17 protein-coding genes are annotated in these 22,615 nt (G+C 40.3%); 14 read left to right on the top strand and 3 right to left on the bottom strand.

From position 1 onward, the window contains the following. The first annotated feature begins 7 nt into the window (after window positions 1-7). The 11 genes from GWD08_RS07220 (at window position 8) to GWD08_RS07170 (ending at window position 12,757) form a co-directional block, all read left to right on the top strand. Window positions 8-3,568, top strand: a complete 3,561-nt coding sequence (locus GWD08_RS07220) for a SpaA isopeptide-forming pilin-related protein (RefSeq protein WP_159564972.1) — start codon at window positions 8-10, stop codon at window positions 3,566-3,568. A gap of 235 nt (window positions 3,569-3,803) precedes the next feature. After that, window positions 3,804-4,484: a hypothetical protein gene (locus GWD08_RS07215; protein WP_159564970.1), complete on the top strand. Its 681-nt coding sequence runs from the start codon at window positions 3,804-3,806 to the stop codon at window positions 4,482-4,484. A 109-nt stretch (window positions 4,485-4,593) separates the two neighbouring features. Further along, window positions 4,594-5,280: a response regulator transcription factor gene (locus GWD08_RS07210; protein WP_159544789.1), complete on the top strand. Its 687-nt coding sequence runs from the start codon at window positions 4,594-4,596 to the stop codon at window positions 5,278-5,280. A gap of 1 nt (window position 5,281) precedes the next feature. Then, a complete protein-coding gene (locus GWD08_RS07205) occupies window positions 5,282-6,310 on the top strand; it encodes a sensor histidine kinase (protein WP_159544787.1) in 1,029 nt (342 codons plus the stop codon). A gap of 245 nt (window positions 6,311-6,555) precedes the next feature. Beyond that, a complete protein-coding gene (locus GWD08_RS07200; RefSeq protein ID WP_159564968.1) occupies window positions 6,556-6,981 on the top strand; it encodes a PTS sugar transporter subunit IIA in 426 nt (141 codons plus the stop codon). 19 nt (window positions 6,982-7,000) lie between these two features. Next, window positions 7,001-7,492 carry a PTS sugar transporter subunit IIB gene (locus GWD08_RS07195; protein ID WP_159544783.1) on the top strand — a complete coding sequence of 164 codons (492 nt, stop codon included), beginning with the start codon at window positions 7,001-7,003 and terminating at the stop codon, window positions 7,490-7,492. Between the two features lie 15 nt (window positions 7,493-7,507). After that, window positions 7,508-8,317 (top strand): PTS mannose/fructose/sorbose/N-acetylgalactosamine transporter subunit IIC, encoded by an 810-nt coding sequence (locus GWD08_RS07190; protein WP_159544817.1) that lies wholly within the window; start codon window positions 7,508-7,510, stop codon window positions 8,315-8,317. Beyond that, window positions 8,314-9,141 (top strand): PTS system mannose/fructose/sorbose family transporter subunit IID, encoded by an 828-nt coding sequence (locus tag GWD08_RS07185; protein ID WP_159549899.1) that lies wholly within the window; start codon window positions 8,314-8,316, stop codon window positions 9,139-9,141. Before GWD08_RS07190 ends, GWD08_RS07185 begins: the two co-directional genes overlap by 4 nt. 127 nt (window positions 9,142-9,268) lie before the next feature. Continuing rightward, window positions 9,269-10,924, top strand: a complete 1,656-nt coding sequence (locus tag GWD08_RS07180; protein ID WP_159549894.1) for a sensor histidine kinase — start codon at window positions 9,269-9,271, stop codon at window positions 10,922-10,924. Window positions 10,925-10,926: 2 nt separating this feature from the next. Further along, a complete protein-coding gene (locus tag GWD08_RS07175; protein WP_159549891.1) occupies window positions 10,927-11,718 on the top strand; it encodes a response regulator transcription factor in 792 nt (263 codons plus the stop codon). Then, the gene (locus tag GWD08_RS07170) at window positions 11,699-12,757 is read left to right on the top strand and encodes an extracellular solute-binding protein (protein WP_159564966.1); all 1,059 of its coding nucleotides are present in this window, start codon (window positions 11,699-11,701) and stop codon (window positions 12,755-12,757) included. Before GWD08_RS07175 ends, GWD08_RS07170 begins: the two co-directional genes overlap by 20 nt. Window positions 12,758-13,063: 306 nt before the next feature. Here the strand turns inward: GWD08_RS07170 and GWD08_RS07165 are convergent, their stop codons facing one another. The 3 genes from GWD08_RS07165 to GWD08_RS07155 form a co-directional block, all read right to left on the bottom strand. Then, window positions 13,064-15,793 (bottom strand): YhgE/Pip domain-containing protein, encoded by a 2,730-nt coding sequence (locus GWD08_RS07165; RefSeq protein ID WP_159564964.1) that lies wholly within the window; start codon window positions 15,791-15,793, stop codon window positions 13,064-13,066. Window positions 15,794-16,166: 373 nt separating this feature from the next. Next, window positions 16,167-17,003, bottom strand: coding sequence for a DNA-binding domain-containing protein (locus tag GWD08_RS07160; protein WP_159564962.1), 837 nt, complete (start codon window positions 17,001-17,003; stop codon window positions 16,167-16,169). Beyond that, complete coding sequence (locus GWD08_RS07155) at window positions 17,000-18,295, bottom strand: sensor histidine kinase (RefSeq protein WP_159564960.1); 1,296 nt, start codon at window positions 18,293-18,295, stop codon at window positions 17,000-17,002. The genes GWD08_RS07160 and GWD08_RS07155 overlap by 4 nt, the downstream gene beginning before the upstream one ends. A gap of 104 nt (window positions 18,296-18,399) precedes the next feature. Here GWD08_RS07155 and argF point away from each other — a divergent pair, with 104 nt between their 5' ends. The 3 genes from argF (at window position 18,400) to GWD08_RS07140 (ending at window position 21,991) form a co-directional block, all read left to right on the top strand. Further along, window positions 18,400-19,398, top strand: coding sequence for an ornithine carbamoyltransferase (argF, locus tag GWD08_RS07150; RefSeq protein WP_159544767.1), 999 nt, complete (start codon window positions 18,400-18,402; stop codon window positions 19,396-19,398). A gap of 9 nt (window positions 19,399-19,407) precedes the next feature. After that, on the top strand, window positions 19,408-20,337 hold the full coding sequence (arcC, locus tag GWD08_RS07145) for a carbamate kinase (protein ID WP_159544765.1): 930 nt from the start codon (window positions 19,408-19,410) through the stop codon (window positions 20,335-20,337). 97 nt (window positions 20,338-20,434) lie between these two features. Beyond that, window positions 20,435-21,991 (top strand): YfcC family protein, encoded by a 1,557-nt coding sequence (locus GWD08_RS07140; protein ID WP_159544763.1) that lies wholly within the window; start codon window positions 20,435-20,437, stop codon window positions 21,989-21,991. The last annotated feature ends 624 nt before the right edge of the window (window positions 21,992-22,615 follow it).

Genomic DNA, 22,615 nt, shown 5'->3' with positions numbered 1-22,615 from the left:
TTTTGATTTGTTAGTTAAAGGAAAACTTTTCCCTAGGAAAGCAAAAGAAGAGACTTTGGACAAAGTAAATAAAATGAAAAAAATAATACAAAAATGGCTGGTCGGCAGTGCCGCTATGCTATTAATGGCCCAAACAGCACCTTTCCCTATACTTGCTGAAACACTGGCTAAAAATCAAGACACGCAAGTAGTGGTCCCAAATACAGGTCAGCCAAAACTAGCTGAAATTACTAGTCCCATTGAGTCAAACAGTGGTACCGAGCCGACAAAGAGAGATCTCCCAAATCCGACTGACTCCGAAAAAACGTCTGTAGAAACAAAGGGGAAAGATGGACAGTCTGATGCTAAAGAGAAGCGCAGCAGAGCTGCTAGGGTAAATTTTAGAGCAAATGAGTTGGCCCCGGAAGGAAAAATGGGAAGCCTAAAAGTCACTAAAACGGATGAAAGAGATCAACCAATCACAGGTGCTGTTTTTACCCTCACACAAACAGACGGTGAAAAAACAGTTGAGAAAATGGGAGAAAAAGGCAACCTCTCTGAATTCCTATTTACCAATTTGCGCCCTGGTTATTACACTTTAGAAGAAACCAAAGCACCAGCAGGCTACCGCAAGACAGATAAAACGTGGCAAGTATTTGTTCGCAAAGATGGGGTCGTCAAAATTAGTGAAAACAGCACAGATGAACTGGATAAACCAACACTCCCTAGTGCACCAAGGGATATTACGCAGGAGATTCAGTTATCGAATGAGAATGTTCGTTTTCAAGATAGTGCTGCAACATTAAATAGCAGTTCGCAAATACTATATAATGTGGATATTAAGCCTAAAGCTTCAGCTAATGTGGGGGATTATTTTTATTTACTACTGTCAGATACCTTAACCCATAATCAAGTTAATCCTGAAAAGTCTGTTAGTCGTATTATTACTGATGCTAATAAAAATCCGATAGCGAGAGAGGAACAAACACGGGAAGTTCAACAATCTGGAAGCAAATATTTATCACGAATTAAGTACACCCTCTTGCGCCCTGGAAGTGAAATTGAGAATATTCACATTGGTCACTCACACAGTCTAAGACTTGAAGAGGTTAGTTGCAACGGAAACTATAACTTCTATTACCAGTTAGGAAATCACAAATCAACTGTATTAAATGGACTGGTGAATTTTTCTCCTTTTACAGTAAGCCAATATCCCTATTATAATCAATTGAAATTAAATGTAGCAGGTAGAGTCTACCGGATGGAGGATATTAGTAATAGCTATACGAGTCTTTATTATATCAATCCTAACGGCTATGATTATAAGAAAGATGGAGTACAAGTTGACATCAATCCTGAGGATATACCAAAGAGAAATTTATATACAAATGCAGTTATTTCTGATCAATTTACTGATATAACAGTCTATAAGTATAAGAAAAGCCTAGATTCATGTGACGAAGTTATTAATGAATCTATGACCCCAGTTTTAACAAAGGCAATATCAGTACCTGAAGGGGGAGATTCTTCAACAGAACCATATGTTGAATCGATTGTTTTTGATAATAGCAATAAAGGTAAGGCTACGGTGAGGATTAGAAATGTTGGCGACTGGTCTTTTATTGTTACTTCTAAGAGTTACAGAGATGAATCAATTAAAAATGGAATTGTGGTTGAGCATGCCCGCTTAAGTGCCCTTAATAGTAATGGAACACTTATATCTGGTGGGCAGTTAGACAAATGGATTGCTATAGGAGTTACTTCATCTAGCAATAGTGGTAGTGTTATTAATAAGCCAAATAAACCAGCAGAATTACGGGTAAAAAATGAGAAGCAAACATATGGTCAATTTGATTTAATTAAAGCAGATAGTGCGAAGAATCCTTTAGAAGGAGCTAATTTTTCTTTATATAAAGGAGATATAAAATCTCAGCCTGAAGCAGAGTTTATTAAAAATAAACAGCCTTTTAAAACAATTGTAGTTGGTACAGAAGGTAGTGAAAAGGGAAAATCTACCGTTAAGGACTTACCAGAAGGTGTCTATACCCTTATTGAGAGTCAGGCGCCCACAGGTTATCAAAAGACGGCAGAAACGTGGACAATAACGGTTGATAAATCAGGCAACAGCAGTATCAAGGTAAATAACAGCCAAAGCCAGAGTGACATTAAAGAGGATCAGATTACAATTGATGGCAAAGCTATAACAAGTACTACCCTAAGTCGAGCAGTGGATACCCCTGTTCCCCCAAAAGCCGCTAATAGTTCTACAATAACAGCTGAAAAAGCTAAAGTCATCTCTGATTTAGTAGGAAGTTCATCTCAAACAAAAGTCATAGATGCATTCTCGGGATTTAATCCAGCAACATTTACAAGAACTATTACTAAAATTAACGATACAATGTACGAGGTGAAGTCAAACTTAGCTCCAAATGGAAGAGCAGAGAATATAAGTAGTGGAGAAGTGAAAGAAGCTGTTTCTGATAATTTTGAAATTGATCTTAATTCTGTTCACTTTACTTCAAATGTAGGTGCTGTAATAGAAAAAAGTAAGAATACAGTAGGTTTCAATTCCATAAAACTTACTAATACAAATAAGACATTTGAATATACTTATCGCATTAAATTACTAACCCAAGACTCAGGGACCTATCCAGTCCACACCTTAACTACTGCTAGAGCTAATAAAAGTCATAAACTTGTCTCTGTTGATTCTTTATTCAAAGTCAATGTACAGACTACTGCGCCTCAATTACCAGATGTGATTCCTAGCAATCAAGGTGTTAGTAAACCCTCTAATTATGTAAAAGTTAAGTTTGCCTCTTCCGTACACGGACATTTAGAGGGGAATATGTTCTACTATGTTAACTCAACTAAGGGAGTTACGTTGGATAAGCTTGCACTACCAACTCCAATAGCTGATGAGGGCTATGTCTTTAAAGGATGGTCACCTTCTTTGGACAAGGACAAGGCTATTACAAGTGATAAGACCTATACTGCTATTTTTGAGCAAAAGAAACCAGAGACTGTTCAAAAACCAATTCTAACAGTTATTAATAGGAAGGAAATCAAGAAACTCCAGTTCTATATTCAAAAGCTTGACGGAGATAAGACTGAAAAACCTTTGATTAAAGAAGGAAAACTTAAGCTAAAACTGGAAAGTGCAAAAAATCATCTTACAAAAGAGTTTGCATTTGATTTGAGTCAGTCTAGTACTTTTACCACTATTCATAATCAAGAAGCATTGCTAATAGAAATCCCAGATGACTGGCAATCGGGAGATTATACATTAACAGAAACACAAGCACCAAAAGGATTTGGTTTGACGGGTCAGGTCTTTAACTTGCATCTGGACCGTGATAAGCAACAGATACAACTGCTAGAGCAAGGTCAACCGAAACAAACGTTAATGGCAAGGAATTCCAGTGATGAGTCACATATCAGATATGATATTCTAAAGATTGAAAACCATAAGCCTGAATTCCCAAGAACAGGGGGCTTTGGCTCCTTCCCCTACTTCCTTGTAGGCTCTATTTTGGTTTTGTTGGCTTTTGTTTATCCTTGGAAAGGCTATACAAATAATGCAGGATAGCTTGTTTTTCTGAAGCAGAAGGAACGTTTGATTAAAGTGGAGAGTCTAGCTCTAAGTTGCTAATTTGCGACTTGCCTTGGAATTTTCATGGCAGCTCACTCTTTTGAAAGTGAGCTGCTGTTATCTTTTAGGCTTTCCTAAGACTCATTTAAGAAATAATTTATAGTTACCTTATAGTTGCTTTAAGTCTGCTTGTTATACTGTAGTCAACACAGAAAGAAAAGAGGATTTTCCTATGAATAGAGCTCAGACATCAAAAACCTTAACTCAGAAACTGACTAAACTTGGTGTTGCTTCTGTGCTTGTCGCTGGTGGAACAATCGCTGTGCTAGATCATACGGCAACAGCTTCAGCTGAATCCCATGGCAGCTCAGTTTATGGCAAAGTCTCCCAAAATTTGAGTATTAAATACCCTTCGGGGCTTATAAATCCAGCTTTAAGAACAAGAAAAGTGGCAAGCTACGGCAGCTCCGTCTATGGCAAGGTTTCTGAAAACCTCAGTGTTAAATACCCATCAGGTGTAGAAAGCGCAGCACCAACAGCTTCGTCTACCGAGTCCTTTGGTAGCTCCGTCTATGGCAAATTAGCCCAAAACCTCAGTGTTAAATACCCATTAGGTGTAGAAAGCGCAGCACCAACAGCTTCGTCTACCGAGTCCTTTGGCAGCTCAGTCTATGGCAAATTAGCCCAAAACCTCAGTGTTAAATACCCATCAGGTGTAGAAAGTACAGCACCAACAGCTTCGTCTACCGAGTCTTTTGGCAGCTCCGTCTATGGCAAGGTTTCTGAAAACCTCAGTGTTAAATACCCATCAGGCGTAGAAAGTACAGCACCAACAGCTTCGTCTACCGAGTCTTTTGGCAGCTCAGTCTATGGCAAATTAGCCCAAAACTTAAGCATTAAATACCCAGTATAATTTTTTTCTGCCAGATGAGAAACCTTTTTCCTCAACAAACTTGGAAGTCAACAACGTTAGTGTTATACTTGAAAAAGGTAACACTAACGTTTTTAGTTAAGGAGACAGCATGAATCACAAGATTTTATTGGTCGATGATGAGCCAGAAATTACAGACATCAACCAGCGCTACCTCGAACAGGCCGGCCACTCCGTAACCGTGGCAAGCGACGGGGCACAAGCACTTGCGTGTTTTGACAAGACCTCCTATGATTTGATTATCACTGATATTATGATGCCGCATATGGATGGCTATGATTTTATTAGCCAGGTTTTGTTGGAAAAGCCCGAGCAGCCCTTTTTGTTTATCACGGCAAGAATATCAGAACCCGATAAAATATATTCTTTGAGTCTGGGCGCGGACGATTTTATTTCCAAACCATTTAGCCCGCGAGAATTGGTTTTACGTGTCAAAAATATTCTCAATCGGATTTACGGTAAGAGTCAGCCAGCAGAGCACCTGGTGATTGGTGACTTGACGATGGATCAAAGCACCCGTGTAGTGACGATTGCCGACCACGAGCTGACCTTAACAAACAAGGCGTTTGATTTGCTGTGGCTCTTAGCCAACAATCGCAACCATGTTTTTTCAAAGACAGAGCTTTATGAGCGTGTTTGGGGTGAAGAATTCTTAGATGATACCAATACACTGAATGTCCACATTCATTCGTTGCGAAATGATTTAGCGCATTATTGCACAGATCGTACCCCAACAATTAAGACTGTCTGGGGGCTTGGCTATAAATTAGAGGAATAACATGAGATTACGAACCTACATTGTAATTGGCTATTTAGTGTCTGTCTTGATGACCATTGCGGGTTTGATCATTGGCTTGAACCGGATGTTGATTGAAAGTAAGGATATTTCCTATATTCTCTTAATCACGCTGGTGGCCTCTGTCGCGGGAGGTGTGGTGAATATGCTTTTGCTGAGTAACGTCTTTACTTCCTTAAAGAAATTAAAGCACAAGATGTATGCCATTTCCCAAAAGCGTTTCGACCAGGAGCAGCTTATCCACTCGCCCCAAGAATTTACAGCACTAGAAACTACCCTTAACCAAATGTCAGCTGAACTAGAAGCCAGTTTTGAATCCTTAAATGAGAGTGAACGGGAAAAATCAATGATGATTGCCCAGCTGTCACATGATATTAAGACACCACTGACCTCCATTCAAGCTACCGTTGAAGGAATTTTGGATGGCATTATTGACAAACAAGAAGAACGCCGCTACCTCAATACGATTTCGCGGCAAACCTACCGCCTCAATCAGTTAGTTGAAGAGCTACACTTGGTCAGCTTGAATGATGAAAAGCAGGTGAAAACAGACAGTGATGAGGTTATCTATTTTGAAAAGTTGCTGATTGATATTCTCTCGGAATTCCAATTCCAGTTGGAGCAAGAAAAGCGTCCGGTAGAGATCGAAGTGGATCCCGATGTTGTTAAAATCCATGGACAATATGATATACTGTCACGCATTTTGCTCAATTTAATCAGCAATGCCATCAAATACTCTAAGCCTCACACACCATTGATTATCAAGGCCTATCAGACCAAAAACCAGCTGCGCATTGATGTGATTGATAAGGGCCAAGGCATCCGAGAAGAAGATCTCGAACATATTTTTAAACGCCTCTACCGTGTTGAGTCTTCCCGTAATATGCAGACTGGTGGCCATGGTTTAGGCCTGTCTATTGCTCGGCAATTAGCCCATCAAATTAATGGAGACATCATTGTTCAGAGTACATTTGGTGAAGGCAGTTGTTTTTCCTTGGTCATTCCGGCTTAAGAGCTATCCCTCTTATAGCTTAAAGTAGATGATAGAAAGCTAAATACCTCTGTACCTTTGGGTAGGAGGTGTTTTTTTGTGCTTAAATGGTAAATCGCTGCGCAAAGCACAAGTGAACTGTGTAGAATTGTCCACAAAAAGCATAGGATTGTGCATTTTTAAACCGCTTACATTTGCTAAAATGAAGCTATGAGCTCACTGATACTAAAACTATTCCAATCAAAAGACGTCAAAGGAGAACACTAATGAAACGTAAACTCTTGGTAGCCAGCCATGGTCGATTAGCCAGTGGTATTCAAAGTTCCATTGAGATTTTAGCAGGCTGTGGCCAATCACTCACTGTGGTGGATGCCTATATTGATGAGCATGATCATCTTCAGCAAATTAAGGATTTTGTTGCAGACGTTGCTGACTCAGAGCAAGGTATTATCTTCTCAGATTTATTAGGAGGCAGTGTCAATCAACAAGCTGCTACAGCGGTTATGAGTAGCGGCAAAGATAATATTTTCTTGGTCACTAATGCTAATTTGGCAACGGTTCTGGCTACGATTTTCTGTAAGCCTAATGAACCTCTCTTAGAAAGTGATTTACAAACTGTTATTGAGGAATCGCGCGTGCAACTTGTTAATCTAAGTCAGCCGGCTGCACAAGAAGATGATTTTTTTGAATAAGGAATAAGGAGATACTAAGATGATAACGCAAATTCGAGTGGATGATCGCTTAATCCATGGGCAAGTCGCTGTTGTTTGGACTAAAGAACTCAATGCCCCTCTATTAGTAGTAGCTAATGATGAGGCCGCTAAAAATGAGATTACCCAAATGACGCTCAAAATGGCTGTGCCTAATGGCATGAAGCTCTTAATTCGTTCCGTTGAGGATGCTATCAAACTTTTTAATGATCCAAGAGCAACTGATAAACGCTTGTTTGTTATTGTTAATTCGGTGACAGATGCTTGCCAAATTGCCAAAAATGTCGAGCATTTAGAGGCTGTCAATGTGGCTAATGTAGGTCGATTTGATAAATCAGATCCAGCTAGCAAAGTGAAATTAGCACCTAGTCTGCTCTTAAATCCAGCAGAAATGGCTGCCGCTAAAGAATTAACAACCTTGCCAAATCTAGAGGTTTATAATCAAGTGTTGCCAACTAATAGCAAGCTTATGCTTGATCAATTAATGGACTAAGGAAAGGAAATGTCTATGTTAATGCCAGCAACAATGGCAGCCTTAGCTGTCCTAATCTGTTTTGGGGGAAACTATTTAACCGGCCAAAGTATGATGGAGCGACCACTTGTGGTTGGTCTAGTAACCGGACTCTTATTAGGAGATCTCAAGGTGGGAATCTTGATGGGGGCTTCATTAGAAGCACTCTTTTTAGGGAATGTTAATATCGGAGGCGTGATTGCAGCAGAGCCTGTAACAGCAACAGCTATGGCGACTACCTTTACCATCATTTCCCATATTGACCAAAAAGCAGCTATGACTTTAGCTGTGCCTATTGGGATGTTAGCAGCCTTTGTGGTGATGTTTTTAAAGAATGTCTTTATGAATATCTTTGCACCTTGGGTTGATCGAGCAGCTGCTGATAACAAACAAGGCCAACTGGTACTCTTGCATTATGGTACTTGGATTGTTTATTACCTGATTATTGCCTCTATTTCTTTCATTGGTATTCTGGTTGGAAGTGGACCTGTTAATGCTTTTGTTGAACATATTCCACAAAATCTAATGAATGGTTTGAGTGCCGCTGGAGGCCTTTTACCAGCTGTTGGTTTTGCTATGCTGATGAAGCTTTTGTGGACCAACAAATTGGCAGTCTTTTATCTGCTTGGTTTTGTCCTAACAGCTTACTTAAAACTGCCAGCTGTTGCGGTTGCAGTTCTAGGTTGTGTCATTTGTGTGATTAGCTCACAGCGTGATTTAGAATTAGATGCGATGAGGAACGGTCTAGTGAGTTCACAGAATCATTTTGATTCTACAGAATCAGAAGAGGAGGATTTCTTTGCATGAAATCTAAGGAAACATTAACAAAAGCTGAACGTAAGATGCTTCGATCTGTTTTTTGGCGCTCATGGACCATGAATGCCAGCCGGACAGGGGCAACCCAATATCATGCCGTTGGTGTGATCTATACTTTACTACCAGTCATCAATCAATTTTACAAAACCAAAGAAGAAAAAGCGGCAGCCTTAGTACGGCATACAACTTGGTTTAATGCGACCATGCACATTAATAACTTTATCATGGGGCTTGTTGCTTCCATGGAAAAGAAAAATAGTGAAGATCCAGAATTTGATGCCAGCGCCATCACCGCTGTGAAGGCTTCCTTAATGGGGCCGATCTCTGGAATTGGCGACTCCTTCTTTTGGGGTATTTTGCGGGTAATAGCAGCAGGGATTGGTATTTCCTTAGCTAGCTCTGGTTCTGCTATGGGAGCTGTAGTCTTCTTGCTCCTATATAATGTTCCTGCCTTCTTAATTCACTACTATAGCTTGTATGGTGGTTACTCTGTTGGGGCTGAGTTTATCAAAAAGCTCTATGAATCAGGTGGTATCAAAATTGTTACCAAAACCTCTTCTATGCTTGGTTTGATGATGGTCGGTTCGATGACCGCTTCAAATGTGAAGTTTAAAACAATTTTGACGGTTGCAGCCAAAGGAGCTAAAGAAGTGGCTTCCATCCAGACTTATCTTGATCAGTTGTTTATTGGCATTGTGCCTTTAATGGTTACCTTGGCAGCCTTTTGGCTCTTAAAACGTAAAGTCAACATCAACTGGATTATGTTTGGCATCATGCTCCTTGGCATTTTGCTAGGTCTATTTGGTATTTGTTAGTCATAATAAAAAGATTGGTAAAACAGACGACTTGTCTATGTTTTGCTAATCTTTTTTGATATGGTGCAAGCTTAACGAGGCACTAGCCTTAAGCCGTTGCTTTTTGTTATAATAACCTTAGTAAAAAATGAAAGGAGATCAGGTGGAAGAACAGTTTAAACGTCATCTTCAAGAAGATATTTCGCGGCATTTTTCTAAGCAATCTTTGATTGTTTCTTTAATTTTGATCTTCTTTTTTATTATTTTTTCATTTGCTCCCCAAGAGATCGGGCTCTACCAAGACTTTCAAACGGTTAAAAGGAATTTTCAAACCAGCATTCGGCATCATTATGGCTTATTAAATCATGTTAGTCAATCCCTAGTTCCTAAATACCTAAGGGGGCAATTATCCTCATCAGAGTTGAACCAGCTTTATTATCAGTTACGGCAGAATGAACAAACTCAGGCTGAGCTTGTCGTGTATAATCAGCAGCAAAGTTTGGTTTTTGCCAGTAACCCGCATTTGGGAAATGTTTTTAACCAATCAGTGCATCTCAGAGAAATTTTGCAACACCTTCAGCCAGATGCCCAAAAAAGAGTTCTGAAGGTAACGATGGAAAATGATAACAGTCATTTCTTGCTGTTTATTAAACCTATTGTGATAGGCCACAGGGCCCAAGGCTATACTTTATTGGTTCTTAATGGGACCACATTTTTGACACCCGTACAAGTCTTAAACTCCAATGTGATTATTGCTGATAAATGGGACAATAGTTTGGTTTTTACTAGTCGCGAATTTGTCGAGTCAAGTCTTGATAAAGTCCGAAGTGCCGCCTTGCAACATCCGATAGTGTTTCGAAATCATCAAGCCTACACCGTTCGCTCACAAGCATTAACAGATGAGCTGACCTTGTGGCTCTATCGTCCGCTCTTTCCCCTTAAGATGATTTTGCTCTTTTCACTCTTGTCTTCTTTGACGATTTTTATCATCTTGCGCAAAAAATCGGCTATCCTAGCTAATCAAATTGCTGTGGCCAATTCTCAGACGATTTCACAGATGGTGACGGATATGCAGGCTATTTCAAAACAGAAAAAAACCAGAATTCAACTCCACAGCCATGATGAGTTTCAGTATCTTGCTAACCAGATTAACCAAATGGTCAGTCGGCTACAGTCTTTACATAATCAAACTTTAGTTTTAGAAAAAGAGAAATTCCAGTTTGAGCGACGTATGCTTGAAGCACAGTTTAATCCTCATTTTCTCTATAATACTTTGGAAACCATTTTAATCACTAGCCAATGTGATCCCGTATTGACAGAAACCATCGTCTTGCAGTTGACAAAGATTCTTCGCTACAGCGTGGATCAGACTTCTCAGCTTGTCACCCTAGCAGATGACTTGGTCATCATCGAGTCCTTCTTAGCCATCAATGCGATTCGCTTTGCTGAGCTGCGTTATACAATTGATCTTGACCCCAATCTCAAACACATAAAAGTCCCAAAGCTTTTCTTATTGCCTTTGGTAGAAAATGCTATTAAATATGGCTTTAAACAACGCCATGATGTGGCTATTCGCATCACTTGCCAAGTTGATGGAGATCAGTTCCTATTTAAGGTTTCTGATAATGGCCAAGGCATTAGTCCAGCTAAGCAAGAAGTGATTTTAAACCAGCTCCATTCACAAGCCTCTCAACATGGCTTGAGTAACACCTATCGACGCCTAAAGCATTCTTATCAGCGTGTGACACTAGACTTTGAGCAAGCGGATCAGTATTTTTCGGTTATTTTTCATGTAAAGGAGTAGGTATGTATCGAATCGCTATCATCGAAGATGAACATCTTATTCGCCAATGGTTGCATCAAGCCCTTACAGCAAAATCAGAGACGTTTTTGCTTGTTGGGGAAGCAAAAGATGGCCGAGAAGGCAGTCAATTAATCCTTGACACGCAGCCAGATATTGTCTTAACAGACATTAACATGCCAATCATGTCTGCCTTTGATATGTTTGAAGCGACCAAAGAAGTCTCTTATGCCAAGATTATCCTGTCTGGCTTTGCCGATTTTCCAAACGCCCGAAATGCTCTACACTATGGGGTTTTGGAGTTTTTAGAAAAGCCACTCACAAAAGATACACTGTATCAATGCTTAGATCAGGTTCTGGCAAGGTTAGATTGTGATACAAGCCAAGCAGTCAAGATTCCCTATCTAACGTTGCCTCAGTTGTCTCAGGAAATGCCTCATTCTATTTATGAATTGGTGACCTTCATTCAGACGCATTATCATGAGAAGTTATCCATTTCACTTTTGGCTCAGCAATTGGGCTATAGTGATAGTTACCTGTACCAGTTGGCTAAAAAGCACCTGGATATGACGTTGAATGATTATATTAATCAATTTCGGGTGAATCAAGCTATGCGCCTCTTGGTTACGAAACCCAATATGCTTGTTTATCAAGTTGCAGAAGCTGTAGGTATTTTTGACTACCGTTATTTCGATCGCGTCTTTAAAAAATACCTTGGACAAAATGCCACACAATTCCGTGAAGGTATCTGGCAGGTGCAAGCAAATGGAGGCCAATATGCAAAAACAAAAGATTAAAGGCCAAAGACGCCTTTTGCTGATCCTGATTGGCTTAGCTGGTTTAGGATTCTTGGGCTCTTACTTAATACCGCGGTATTGGACAATACAGCACTCCCATCCCAAGCAGCTAGTCATTATGACTCCAAACAGTCAATCTGTTTTGACGGGAACCGTTCTTGCTTTTGAGGAAAAATATGGTATTTCAGTAAAACTCATTCAAGGTGGAACAGGCGAATTAATGACAAAAGTGGTGAAGCACCGAGCACCGCAAGCAGATCTCTTTTTTGGAGGGAACTACACCCTTTTTAATCGTCATAGTCAGTATTTTACCCCCTATCGCTCTAAAGAATTGCCACAGGTGCTAGCAGATTATCGTCTGCCTAACCATTTTGCCACGCCTTATACTATTAATGGCAGTGTACTGATTGTTAACAATGAACTAGCCAAACACACCCCAATTACTAGTTACCAGGACCTGCTAAATCCGGATCTAAAAGGCAAGATTGCTTTTGGAAATCCAAACACCTCCTCAAGTGCCTTTTCTCAATTGACCAATATTTTGTTAGCTAAAGGTGGCTATAAAAATCCACAAGCCTGGCACTATCTCAGACAATTGCTGCGAAACATTGATCATGTGCAGTATCAGTCCTCAACAGAAGTCTATCAATCCGTAGCCGAAGGCAAGATGACAGTTGGTCTCACATACGAAGACCCCGCCCTTGCTTTACAAAAAAGCGGTGCCAATGTGTCAGTCGTCTATCCCAAAGAAGGTGTTGTTTTTGTGCCATCATCTGTTGCCATCATAAAAGGCAGCTCAGCTCAAACAGAGGCTAAACAGTTTATAGATTACATCCTCTCAAAAGAGGTCCAAGAAGCCTTTGCCCTCTCTGCGACGAACCGTTCCATAAGACAGGATCAGCAGACAAGTAGTGAATTGAAAAAACTAGATGCTATCCCCCTTCTAAAAGAAGACTATAGCTATATCACTAAATCCAAGTCAATCATCCTTAAGCGTTTTAATCAGGCTTGGCTGGAAAATAGCCGAGCTAAGAAATAGGCTTAAAAGGGCCTAGCCAATGCCTTTTTTGACCAGTTTGCCTTTGCAGTGCCGGGTAGCATTTGCTAACTCAGCAAGCAGAGCTGGTAACCTCAAAAATAAGACCTGCTCTGCTTTTAACCACCACCAACCAAGAATTTTTTCTCTAAAATCCTATTAGCAGTGAGTAAGTAGATGACCCAAGCCTTGAGTCTAGGGAAAAGAGAGTATAAAAAAACAAAACAGAAGGTTATTTTCTGTTTTGTTTTTTTGTTAAGTGCTGCCGCCGCCCAAACAGAGCAGCTTAGCCAGAAACCAACTCTTGTTTTATTCAACCTTGTCTTTGCGGTAAATGAGCAGTCCCACAACCATTGCACCAATGATAAAGAGAGTTAACATACCAGCAGGCTTAGCAATATCTCCTGTAAGTGACATTGCTTGACGAAGGCCAGCTACGGAATAGTACATTGGTAAGAAGTGTCCAATCTTCATGAAAATTGGAGGTACAATCTGCAATGGATAAGTCCCAGCACTTGATCCGAGTTGGAAGAGCAAGAAGAAGAGTGAGGCAAAAGAACCAAAGCGGCGATCCCAGCCTAAGAGGGCGGTTACCACTGCCATCAAGGCCCAAGCTGTCAACAAAATGATGAGGAGGGTTGAAGCCTTGTGACTTGGCTCAAATCCCATCAAGAGGATGGTGACAAAAAGGATGATAGCAGCTAGAGTAGAAATCAACCCATTGATTAAAAGTTTTGATTTAGCCCAGGTAAAGCGATCTTGGTGTTTTTCTCCATTTAACATATCGTAGAAGATAATGTTAGCCGCCATAGCAGCAACCAAGAGGGCGATGGACATCATGTAAGGCGCCATACCAACGGCATTGACCTTAACATTATCTTTATCTTGGTGTGTGAGCTTGATTGGTGCAGCCAAATCTTTGGCATTGGCTTGTTTAAAGTCAATGGTTTTTAGACCGCGACCAGCAGAACCAAGTTTGTCAGCTAAGGTATCAGCCCCATCAGTGAGTGTCACGAGTCCATTGTTTAATTGTTGGCCACCGTCAGCTAGCTTGCTAGCCCCACCAGCTATTTGTCCAGCGCCATTAGCTAATTGATCAGCTCCGCTCATTAATTGGCCAGACTTGCTGTCTAAGGTTGCTACACCAGTTGCGGCTTTTGTTACCCCCGCATTTAAATCAGCAGATTTACTATTAAGTAGATTAGCGCCATCAGCTAATTGGTTCACACCGTCAGTTAATTTGGCAGAATTACGATTAAGGCGTTCAGCCCCAGCGGCTACCATATTGGCGCCAGCATTTAAACGATCAGATTGACTGTTAAGCATGTTAGCGCCATTTGCTACTTTAGTAACGCCATTTGTATATTGGATAAGGCCAGTCGCTAATTTTTGACTGCCTTGGCTAGCTGTTTGCAATTGATCAACGCCAGCAGCTAACTTGTTACTTCCAGGGACCATTTGGCCTAAAGCCGTGTTGATTTGGTTAAAAGATTGAACGGTTGCTGGAATGGCTTGATCAGCTGCAGAGGCTAGTTGTTGCGTAGATGATTTTAGTTGTGTCAATTGGTTAGCCGCACTAGTCATCGCTTGGGCTGCCTTGGAGAGATCTTGAAGTGATCCTTGGATGGTTTGGACATCTCCTAAGATAGCTTGGGCTGCTGCGGCAGTATTTGGATTGCTGCTTGGAGCAGGCTCACTAGCGGCATTTTGAATAGCCGCGTTGATTTCAGCCTTTTGCTCAGGCGTCATAGTTTGATAAGCCGCGGTACCTTGAACGGCAGCTAAGGCCTTGGCGTTAGCATTAGTTGTACCTGTATTTGCTGATGCAGCTGCTAGCATTTTGGCCTGCGCAGCAATATCACTAAGGGCTGTGGTTAGGTTAGTTGTATCAACTTGGGGAATATCTGTTTGGCTTTGCGATAGGACAGTGTTTAACTTATCAACCCCTGCTTGAAGCTGACCTAGGCCAGTTTTTAGTGTTTGCAAGTCTTGGCTGTTTGTTTTTGCTTGTAAAGCATTCAAACCAGCGTTTAACTGTTTGGTTCCATCGATTAATTGTTGCATGCTAGCAGAACCACCAGCCAGTTGCTTAGCACCGGCCACTAATTGAGGAGTGTTACGATTTAATTGGTTAGCTCCTGCTGAGAGTTCAGCAACGCCACCTGTATACTTATTAAGTCCTGAGGCCAAACTTCCTAAACCATTATGTAATTGAGCGACCCCTCCAGTATATTGGATAACACCAGCTTGAATTGGCGCAATACCATTGGAGAGTTTGGCCACCCCAGCAGTATATTGGTTAACCCCGTTTGACAATTGTCCTAAGCCCCCATTTAATTGAGCGACCCCATTAGTGTATTGGCCAAGGCCATTAGCTAATTTGCCAGCGCCAGCTTGGAAGGTTTGACTAGAAGTGGCTAAAAGATTGAGATTACTTGAGAGTGCCTGACTACCATCGGCTGCTTTTTTAGCGCCATCGGCTAATTGTTGGCTACCATCTGCGGCTTTGCCAACTCCGCCTTGCAGGTTAGATAATTTATCAAATAATAATTGATTGTAGGTCTTGGTTACTGTTTTGGAAATTTTGGATTCCATTTTAATCATCATTGACTGGCTGAGCTTTGAAGCAATGAAGTTGTGACCCTTGGACGTTTCATAGTGAACCACGGCCTTTTGCGGATGATCAGTAAGAATAGTCACTGCCTTTTGCGAAAGGTCTTTTGGAAAAGTGACAATCATAAAGTACTTGCCATCATGAAGCCCTTTTTTGGCTGTTTTTTCTGATACAAAATGAAAGTCTAATTCCTTGCTCTTTTCAAGGGTGTCTACAATTTTGTCACCAGCATTGATGCTTTTATTTTGAAAGCTAGCTTCTTTGTCTTGATTGACAACAGCTACAGGGAATTGATCGAAGTGTCCATAGGGATTCCACATAGACGTAAGGAATACTAAGCTATATAACGCAGGTACCAAGGCGATACCTACGATGGTCACCCATAAATTTGGACGTTTTAATAATGTTTTTAATTCATTAAACATCTTGTCTCCTTTATACATTATGTCCATTTGTAATACATTGTTTATTATACGAATTTTTTGTGAAAACTCAAGTATTAATTACTAAAATTTGGACAAAGTGTTCAAAAATGTACAAATTAATTGACGGAAACGTTTCCAAAAACTTATCTTGACTGGTCCGGTGTTGGTTCTGTGAAAAGAAGATAGAACCGGCAATTTCAAAGCCAACCTGTGCTTATTGCATACTTTAGTCGATTTAGGGGAATGGCATCCAAGGCCTTTTAATAGAAGGGATTTATAGAAGTGTTGATCTACGTGCGAGCAATCACTGCCTTGCTATTGCTGCTAGCTGGTAAGAGGGAGGCCGGTGCGCTCACCTGCAATCGTTTAAGACTTAGTCATGACATTCAATGGTGAGGGCGTCAAAAAATTTCCGCAAGGAGACTTTTCCGCCGGACAGTCTGTCTTTTTGAATGGCTTGAATTTCCTTATGGATGTTTTGATAACCAAATAAATGATTGGCATATTGGAGGGTGATAGCATTATCAAAATCATCGATACACAGATGAGCCATGTTAACCATTGCTTTTTTCACGGTCCGTCTGACGCGCTGCATCATGACCTTTTGCTCATGTGAGTCAATCCCCAGTTCTTGCTGTAAATTGAGGTGTTCAAAAGTTATATTTTTTTGGACCATAAGCTGGCAGATGCGCAGAATGTCTGCATAGCCAGATTCTGAAGAAATACTTAAATAGTTAAGGATTGCTTGAGCTTTGGTGAGATAAGGATTATCAGCTTTGACCGGTGTTTTATCGCTCGAGTTAAATGCCAGCAACTGTTGGATAGTCGACAGTTTGTGTTCCATTTCAACACTTTGTGCAACTTTCTTTAAGACGGTCTTTACTTCGACAAGGTTGATTGGCTTACTAATAAAAAACTCAATTCCTGCTCGGTAAGCATTTTGCCTAAGACCCTCATCTTTAACCTGTGAAATCATAATAAATTTAAGCTGCGGCCGCTGTTTGTGAATTTGTTTTACCAGAGAAACACCATCAAGGTTTGGCATCAATAAATCAATCAGGACAATGTCAACATCCCAAATCAGTAAGTCTTTAAAGGCTTCTACTGAAGAATTGCATGTCTTAGAGACAGTGTTGGCAAAGTCATCCTCAATAATATCTGCCAAAATCATAGTAATTGAAGGATCATCATCAATAATATAATAGTTCATTCTTTGACTCCTACTTCTAAACAGCTCTTATCAAAAGTTAAAGTAAAAATAGCACCCTTAGGATAATGGTCACTTACCTGGATGGTTCCATTATACTGCTCTGCCATAATCATTTTAACATGGGAAAGACCAATCCCCCGGTAAATGTCGCCATTAGCATCAAATTTGGTTGAAAAACCAGGCTGAAAGATATAGTCTTTTAATTTTGCTGAAATGCCAGGCCCATTATCTTTGATTGTAATGGTTAACTGCTCGCTAGTTTCTGTTGTTGAGACTGCAATGGTTCCGTTTCGTTGCTTTCCGATGGCTTCTACAGCATTTAAGAGGACGTTAGAGATGACCGTTAAGAGGAAATAATAATTAGCAACCGTGACATCCAGTGGCCTACTTTCGATAATGATAATGTCTTGTTGATGCGCGTGGATGAGGCTACGCGCGTAGGATAAGACAATCTGAAAAATATCCTTTAAAGCCATAGTTGACTCATTTTTGACACTAAAATAGGTCCCAAGCCCCTTAATGACATTTTGATAGTCTTTTTTGATTTCATGCACATCACGTGCAATATCTAAGGATAAGTGTTGATAATGACTTGGCAAGTGGTGTTTTTCTAATTCTTTATCAAGAAGATAAGCATTTTTCATAATATTTTCAATTTCTTGGATATTCTTTTGCATAAAATAGACTTCACTTTTGACAGCGGCAGAAGACCAGACAAAATAGTAATAACGTTTTTCATGATTTTCTTTTTGCAATAACAAGGTCAGATAATGGTAAGTGTAGGCTAGCGCGCAGCTAATTAGTGCTCGAACAAGAGCCGTTAAAAAAAGTAAGCCAAAAAATTCCAGATGATAATGGGTAAATTTTAGCAGGAGGCTCATTTCAATCACATTGGATAAGTAGTCACAAATAATAATGGCAAAGAAAAAAGTTCCCTTATGACGAGAGGAACGATGCCAATAAATATAGTAGAAAGTGGTACCATAGCAGATATAAAAAATCATGTCGGTGAAGACAAATTCAATAATCCGCATCAATTCGGCATCTCCAACTAAAAATAAGAGTAGTCCACGAAAAATGGGTGAGGCAATCGCAATCCCAAGACAGATGTGAATAGGATTGACATCGTCATTAAAATAGAGAAAGACAGGAAGGATAAATAAGGATAATGTCAAAATAAAACCATCTGTAATAATGGAAATATTCACCTGTGCTGCCAGAGCGATAGTGATAGCAGCAATAAGGATTCTCTGACGTCGCTCCATGTGTTTTTCGGCTAAAATATCAAGCATATTACGCCTTTCTAAAAAATAGTGTGACTATTTTTGAGGTTTTATGAGTTTTTTTGAAAACGCTATCTATAATGTAAGTATAAATAAAAAGGAGGCGATAAGCAATGAAAAATTTACGTCACCGTAATTTTCTAACCTTATTGGATTTTACAAAGCAAGAAGTTGAGTTTTTATTGAATCTTTCTGAAGATTTAAAGAAAGCTAAATACGCTGGCATTGAGCAAAAACGCTTGAATGGTAAAAATATTGCCTTGATTTTCGAAAAAGATTCAACGCGCACACGCTGTGCCTTCGAAGTTGCTGCCTATGACCAAGGCGCTCGTGTAACTTATCTAGGGCCAACAGGCAGTCAAATGGGTAAAAAAGAAACTGCTAAAGATACAGCCCGTGTTCTAGGTGGCATGTATGACGGCATTGAGTACCGCGGTTTTTCTCAAGCGACTGTTGAAACCCTAGCTGAGTTTGCCGGTGTCCCTGTTTGGAATGGTTTAACCGATGCCGATCACCCAACTCAAGTATTAGCTGATTTTTTGACAGCAAAGGAATGTCTCCACAAACCTTATCAAGATATTCGTTTTACTTACGTAGGAGATGGTCGTAATAATGTAGCAAATGCTTTAATGATTGGTGCATCTATTGTTGGAATGACTTTCCACTTGGTTTGTCCTGATGCCTTAAGACCCGAAAAAGCTTTACTTGAAAAATGTCAATCGCTTGCCCAAGCTTCTGGCGCTACTATTGATATTACGAGTGATATTGAAAAGGGTGTGCGGGATTCAGACGTCCTTTACACAGATGTGTGGGTCTCAATGGGAGAACCCGATGACGTTTGGAAAGAAAGAATCAGCTTACTTGAACCGTATCGTGTCACCCAAAAGATGATCGAAATGACCAATAATCCAAATGTTATTTTTGAGCATTGTCTCCCTTCCTTCCATAATATTGATACTAAGATTGGTAAGGAAATTTTTGATAAATATGGTCTCAAGGAAATGGAAGTATCAGATGAAGTCTTTGAAGGACCTCATTCGGTTGTCTTTCAAGAAGCAGAAAATCGCATGCATACCATTAAAGCTGTAATGGTTGCTACCTTAGGGGATTAGGAGGTACCTATGGCCAAAATTGTCGTAGCATTAGGTGGTAATGCACTTGGAAAATCTCCCAAAGAGCAATTACAGCTGGTTAAAAACACAGCGCGATCATTGGTTTCGCTTATTAAAGAAGGTCACGAAGTCGTTATTAGTCATGGCAATGGTCCACAAGTGGGCGCCATTAACTTAGGAATGAACTATGCTGCTGAACATGGTCAGGGCGCAGCCTTTCCCTTCCCAGAATGCGGAGCCATGAGTCAAGGTTATATTGGCTATCATTTACAACAAAGTTTGCTAAATGAATTAAAACAGCAAGGCATTGACAAAGAGGTTGCAACGCTTGTCACCCAAATCGAAGTTGATAAAGATGATTCAGCATTTACAAATCTATCCAAACCAATCGGAGCATTTTATGATCAAGCGACAGCTAAAAAGTTAGCTCAAGCAACAGGCCATACCTTTGTGGAAGATGCTGGCCGTGGTTACCGTCGCGTAGTTGCCTCTCCAGAGCCCATTAATATTTTAGAATTAAAAAGCATTCAAGCACTTATTGAGTCAGGCTCTTTAGTGATTGCTGGCGGAGGCGGTGGTGTCCCAGTGATTAAGACATCAGCTGGTTATGAAGGTGTTGCTGCTGTTATTGATAAAGATAAATCAAGTGCCCTTCTAGCTGGGAAGCTTGATGCAGATCAACTTATTATTTTAACGGCCGTTGACCATGTCTATATCCATTATGGTAAACCTGATCAAAAAGCTCTTAAAAATGTTACTGTTAAAGAAATAATTGATGATGTCAACCGTGGTGAATTTGCAAAAGGGAGTATGTTACCAAAAGTTGTTGCCTGTATGAGTTTCTTAGATAGAAATCCCAAAGGGATGGCTCTTATTACTTCTTTAGAAGGATTAGAGCAGGCCCTGCAAGGAAACATTGGAACACGTATTACTAAATAAAAACAGCTAAGGTACAAAGAAAGCTAGGCAGTCGGTTTTCTTATGTACCTTTTTTTGCAAAAGGCCTCTTAAAATACATATAACAGGAGAAATACTCATGCAGGAAGTTGAAAATGTTAAAAGTGTAAACAAAAATACCAGACGATTCCGGATGCCAGGTGCTTTTACCATTTTGTTTATCTTAACGATTGTGTCTGTATTAGCAACTTGGTTTATTCCCGCAGGATCTTACTCAAAACTACAGTATGATCCAGCAAGTGCCAAATTGATTCAAACCAGTCCACAGGGAAAGACGACCCATTTACCAGCTACCCAAGCGCAGTTGGATAAGATTCATGTCAAAATCAAAATTGAAGAGTTTACGTCGGGGGCCATTAGTAAACCCGTTTCTGTCCCAAATACCTATCAAAGCTTGAAGCAAAACCCGGCAAAACTCAGTGATATTACGACCAGTATGGTAAATGGAACAATTGAGGCTGTTGACATCATGGTTTTTATCATGGTCCTAGGAGGAATGATTGGTGTTGTTAGACGAAGCGGTGCATTTGAAACGGGACTTTTAGCCTTAACTAAGAAAACCAAAGGACACGAATTTATGCTTATCTTCCTAGTCGCCCTTTTAATGGTTATTGGGGGTACCCTTTGTGGGATTGAAGAAGAAGCGGTTGCCTTTTACCCTATTTTGGTTCCTGTTTTTCTAGCTATGGGCTATGATTCGATTATCTGTGTGGGGGCAATTTTTCTTGCTAGCTCAGTAGGGACCTCCTTTTCAACGATTAATCCTTTTTCATCCGTAATAGCTTCAAATGCGGCTGGTATTAGCTTTACTGAAGGATTGGGATGGCGTACCTTTGGTTGTATCATGGGGGCAGTTTTTGTCATTAGTTATTTATATTGGTATGCTAAGAAGATTAAAAAAGATCCGACCTTTTCATATTCTTATGAGGACCGCGAGGAATTTAATGCACGGTGGGCAATTGCAACAGACAATTCTGCCGCAGTTTTTACCCTCAAACAAAAAATCATTTTAATCCTTTTTGTAGTGGCCTTTCCACTCATGGTCTGGGGAGTAATGGCCAAAGGCTGGTGGTTCCCAACCATGGCCTCATCATTTTTAGCCATCACAATTATTATTATGTTTCTGACAGCTACAGGCAAACAAGGCATAGGTGAGAAAGAAGTGGTGGATGAATTTGTTAATGGAGCAGCAAGCTTAGTTGGTGTTTCTCTCATCATTGGATTGGCGCGTGGGATTAACATTATTTTGAACCAAGGATATATTTCTGATACCATGCTCTTTGCAGCTTCAAAAATGGCCTCTCATGTCAGTGGTCCCGTTTTTATCATAGTTATGATGCTTATCTACTTCTTCCTTGGCTTTGTAGTGCCGTCTTCGTCTGGTTTGGCTGTTTTATCCATGCCGATCTTAGCTCCATTAGCAGATACTGTTGGCATTCCGCGTTCAGTAGTTGTAATGGCTTATCAATTTGGCCAATACGCCATGCTCTTTCTTGCGCCCACTGGACTAGTCATGGCGACTCTCCAAATGCTTGATATGAAATATTCCCACTGGTTAAAGTTTGTATGGCCAGTCGTGGCTTTCCTATTAATTTTTGGCGGGGCCTTGTTGGTGCTCCAAGTAGCTATCCTTTAGGCGTTCATTTGAATATTTCTACTATATAAAAGGCAAAGCATTCTAAAACCACAGTCTTCTAGGAAATACCGCTATCGTTCGCGGGGAAGGGCTCACGCAGATGAAAGGATGTAAATGTTCCTTTAAAAGCTATGCCGTACTTAAAACCAGTCAGATAGTTCAAGTTAGCCAAATTTAAAGAATAGTGATGTGATAGGTAAAGGGGAAATGAGTGAGGCGGACCGTAAATTAGGCGATTTTTACTGTGCTTATCAAGGTAAAAATCGCTCATGCTCCGCCAATTAACCGTAGAGCTGCCGCAGAGAGAATAAAACAAAGGTGGATTCTCAAAATCAGTCCGCCTAGAAATTAATCTGAGAAAGTTGAAAAGCAGCGCAGAATTTTTGCTTACTACAGCAACTAACCCCAATATTGTTTGAGACTTAATCGGCCGCCAAAAACTTCTTAAGCCAATTGATTTCATAAGGTTTTTGCCGTATAATAGTGCTATGAAAGGGCGATTCAAAACTGAAGTCCAGCTAAGACGAGTAGCGCGATTACGAAAAATTGTGGACAAACCCTGTCTACGAGGTTTTAGAGCTATGCTGTTTTGAATGGTCTTGAACGAAGTGTTAGCTCCGCCTT

Source organism: Streptococcus halichoeri, from assembly GCF_009870755.1.
GTDB lineage: Bacteria > Bacillota > Bacilli > Lactobacillales > Streptococcaceae > Streptococcus > Streptococcus halichoeri.
Note: the sequence above shows the minus strand (reverse complement) of the source record. Positions and strands in the feature narration are given on the sequence as shown.

Excerpts from the sequence above, each read along its gene's own strand:
- GWD08_RS07215 (WP_159564970.1), top strand. The coding sequence starts at position 3,804 with ATGAATAGAGCTCAGACATCAAAAACCTTAACTCAGAAACTGACTAAA.
- GWD08_RS07210 (WP_159544789.1), top strand. The coding sequence starts at position 4,594 with ATGAATCACAAGATTTTATTGGTCGATGATGAGCCAGAAATTACAGAC.
- GWD08_RS07205 (WP_159544787.1), top strand. The coding sequence starts at position 5,282 with ATGAGATTACGAACCTACATTGTAATTGGCTATTTAGTGTCTGTCTTG.
- GWD08_RS07200 (WP_159564968.1), top strand. The coding sequence starts at position 6,556 with ATGAAACGTAAACTCTTGGTAGCCAGCCATGGTCGATTAGCCAGTGGT.
- GWD08_RS07195 (WP_159544783.1), top strand. The coding sequence starts at position 7,001 with ATGATAACGCAAATTCGAGTGGATGATCGCTTAATCCATGGGCAAGTC.
- GWD08_RS07190 (WP_159544817.1), top strand. The coding sequence starts at position 7,508 with ATGTTAATGCCAGCAACAATGGCAGCCTTAGCTGTCCTAATCTGTTTT.
- GWD08_RS07185 (WP_159549899.1), top strand. The coding sequence starts at position 8,314 with ATGAAATCTAAGGAAACATTAACAAAAGCTGAACGTAAGATGCTTCGA.
- GWD08_RS07180 (WP_159549894.1), top strand. The coding sequence starts at position 9,269 with ATGAAAGGAGATCAGGTGGAAGAACAGTTTAAACGTCATCTTCAAGAA.
- GWD08_RS07175 (WP_159549891.1), top strand. The coding sequence starts at position 10,927 with ATGTATCGAATCGCTATCATCGAAGATGAACATCTTATTCGCCAATGG.
- GWD08_RS07170 (WP_159564966.1), top strand. The coding sequence starts at position 11,699 with ATGCAAAAACAAAAGATTAAAGGCCAAAGACGCCTTTTGCTGATCCTG.
- GWD08_RS07165 (WP_159564964.1), bottom strand. The coding sequence starts at position 15,793 with ATGTTTAATGAATTAAAAACATTATTAAAACGTCCAAATTTATGGGTG.
- GWD08_RS07160 (WP_159564962.1), bottom strand. The coding sequence starts at position 17,003 with ATGAACTATTATATTATTGATGATGATCCTTCAATTACTATGATTTTG.
- GWD08_RS07155 (WP_159564960.1), bottom strand. The coding sequence starts at position 18,295 with ATGCTTGATATTTTAGCCGAAAAACACATGGAGCGACGTCAGAGAATC.
- argF (WP_159544767.1), top strand. The coding sequence starts at position 18,400 with ATGAAAAATTTACGTCACCGTAATTTTCTAACCTTATTGGATTTTACA.
- arcC (WP_159544765.1), top strand. The coding sequence starts at position 19,408 with ATGGCCAAAATTGTCGTAGCATTAGGTGGTAATGCACTTGGAAAATCT.
- GWD08_RS07140 (WP_159544763.1), top strand. The coding sequence starts at position 20,435 with ATGCAGGAAGTTGAAAATGTTAAAAGTGTAAACAAAAATACCAGACGA.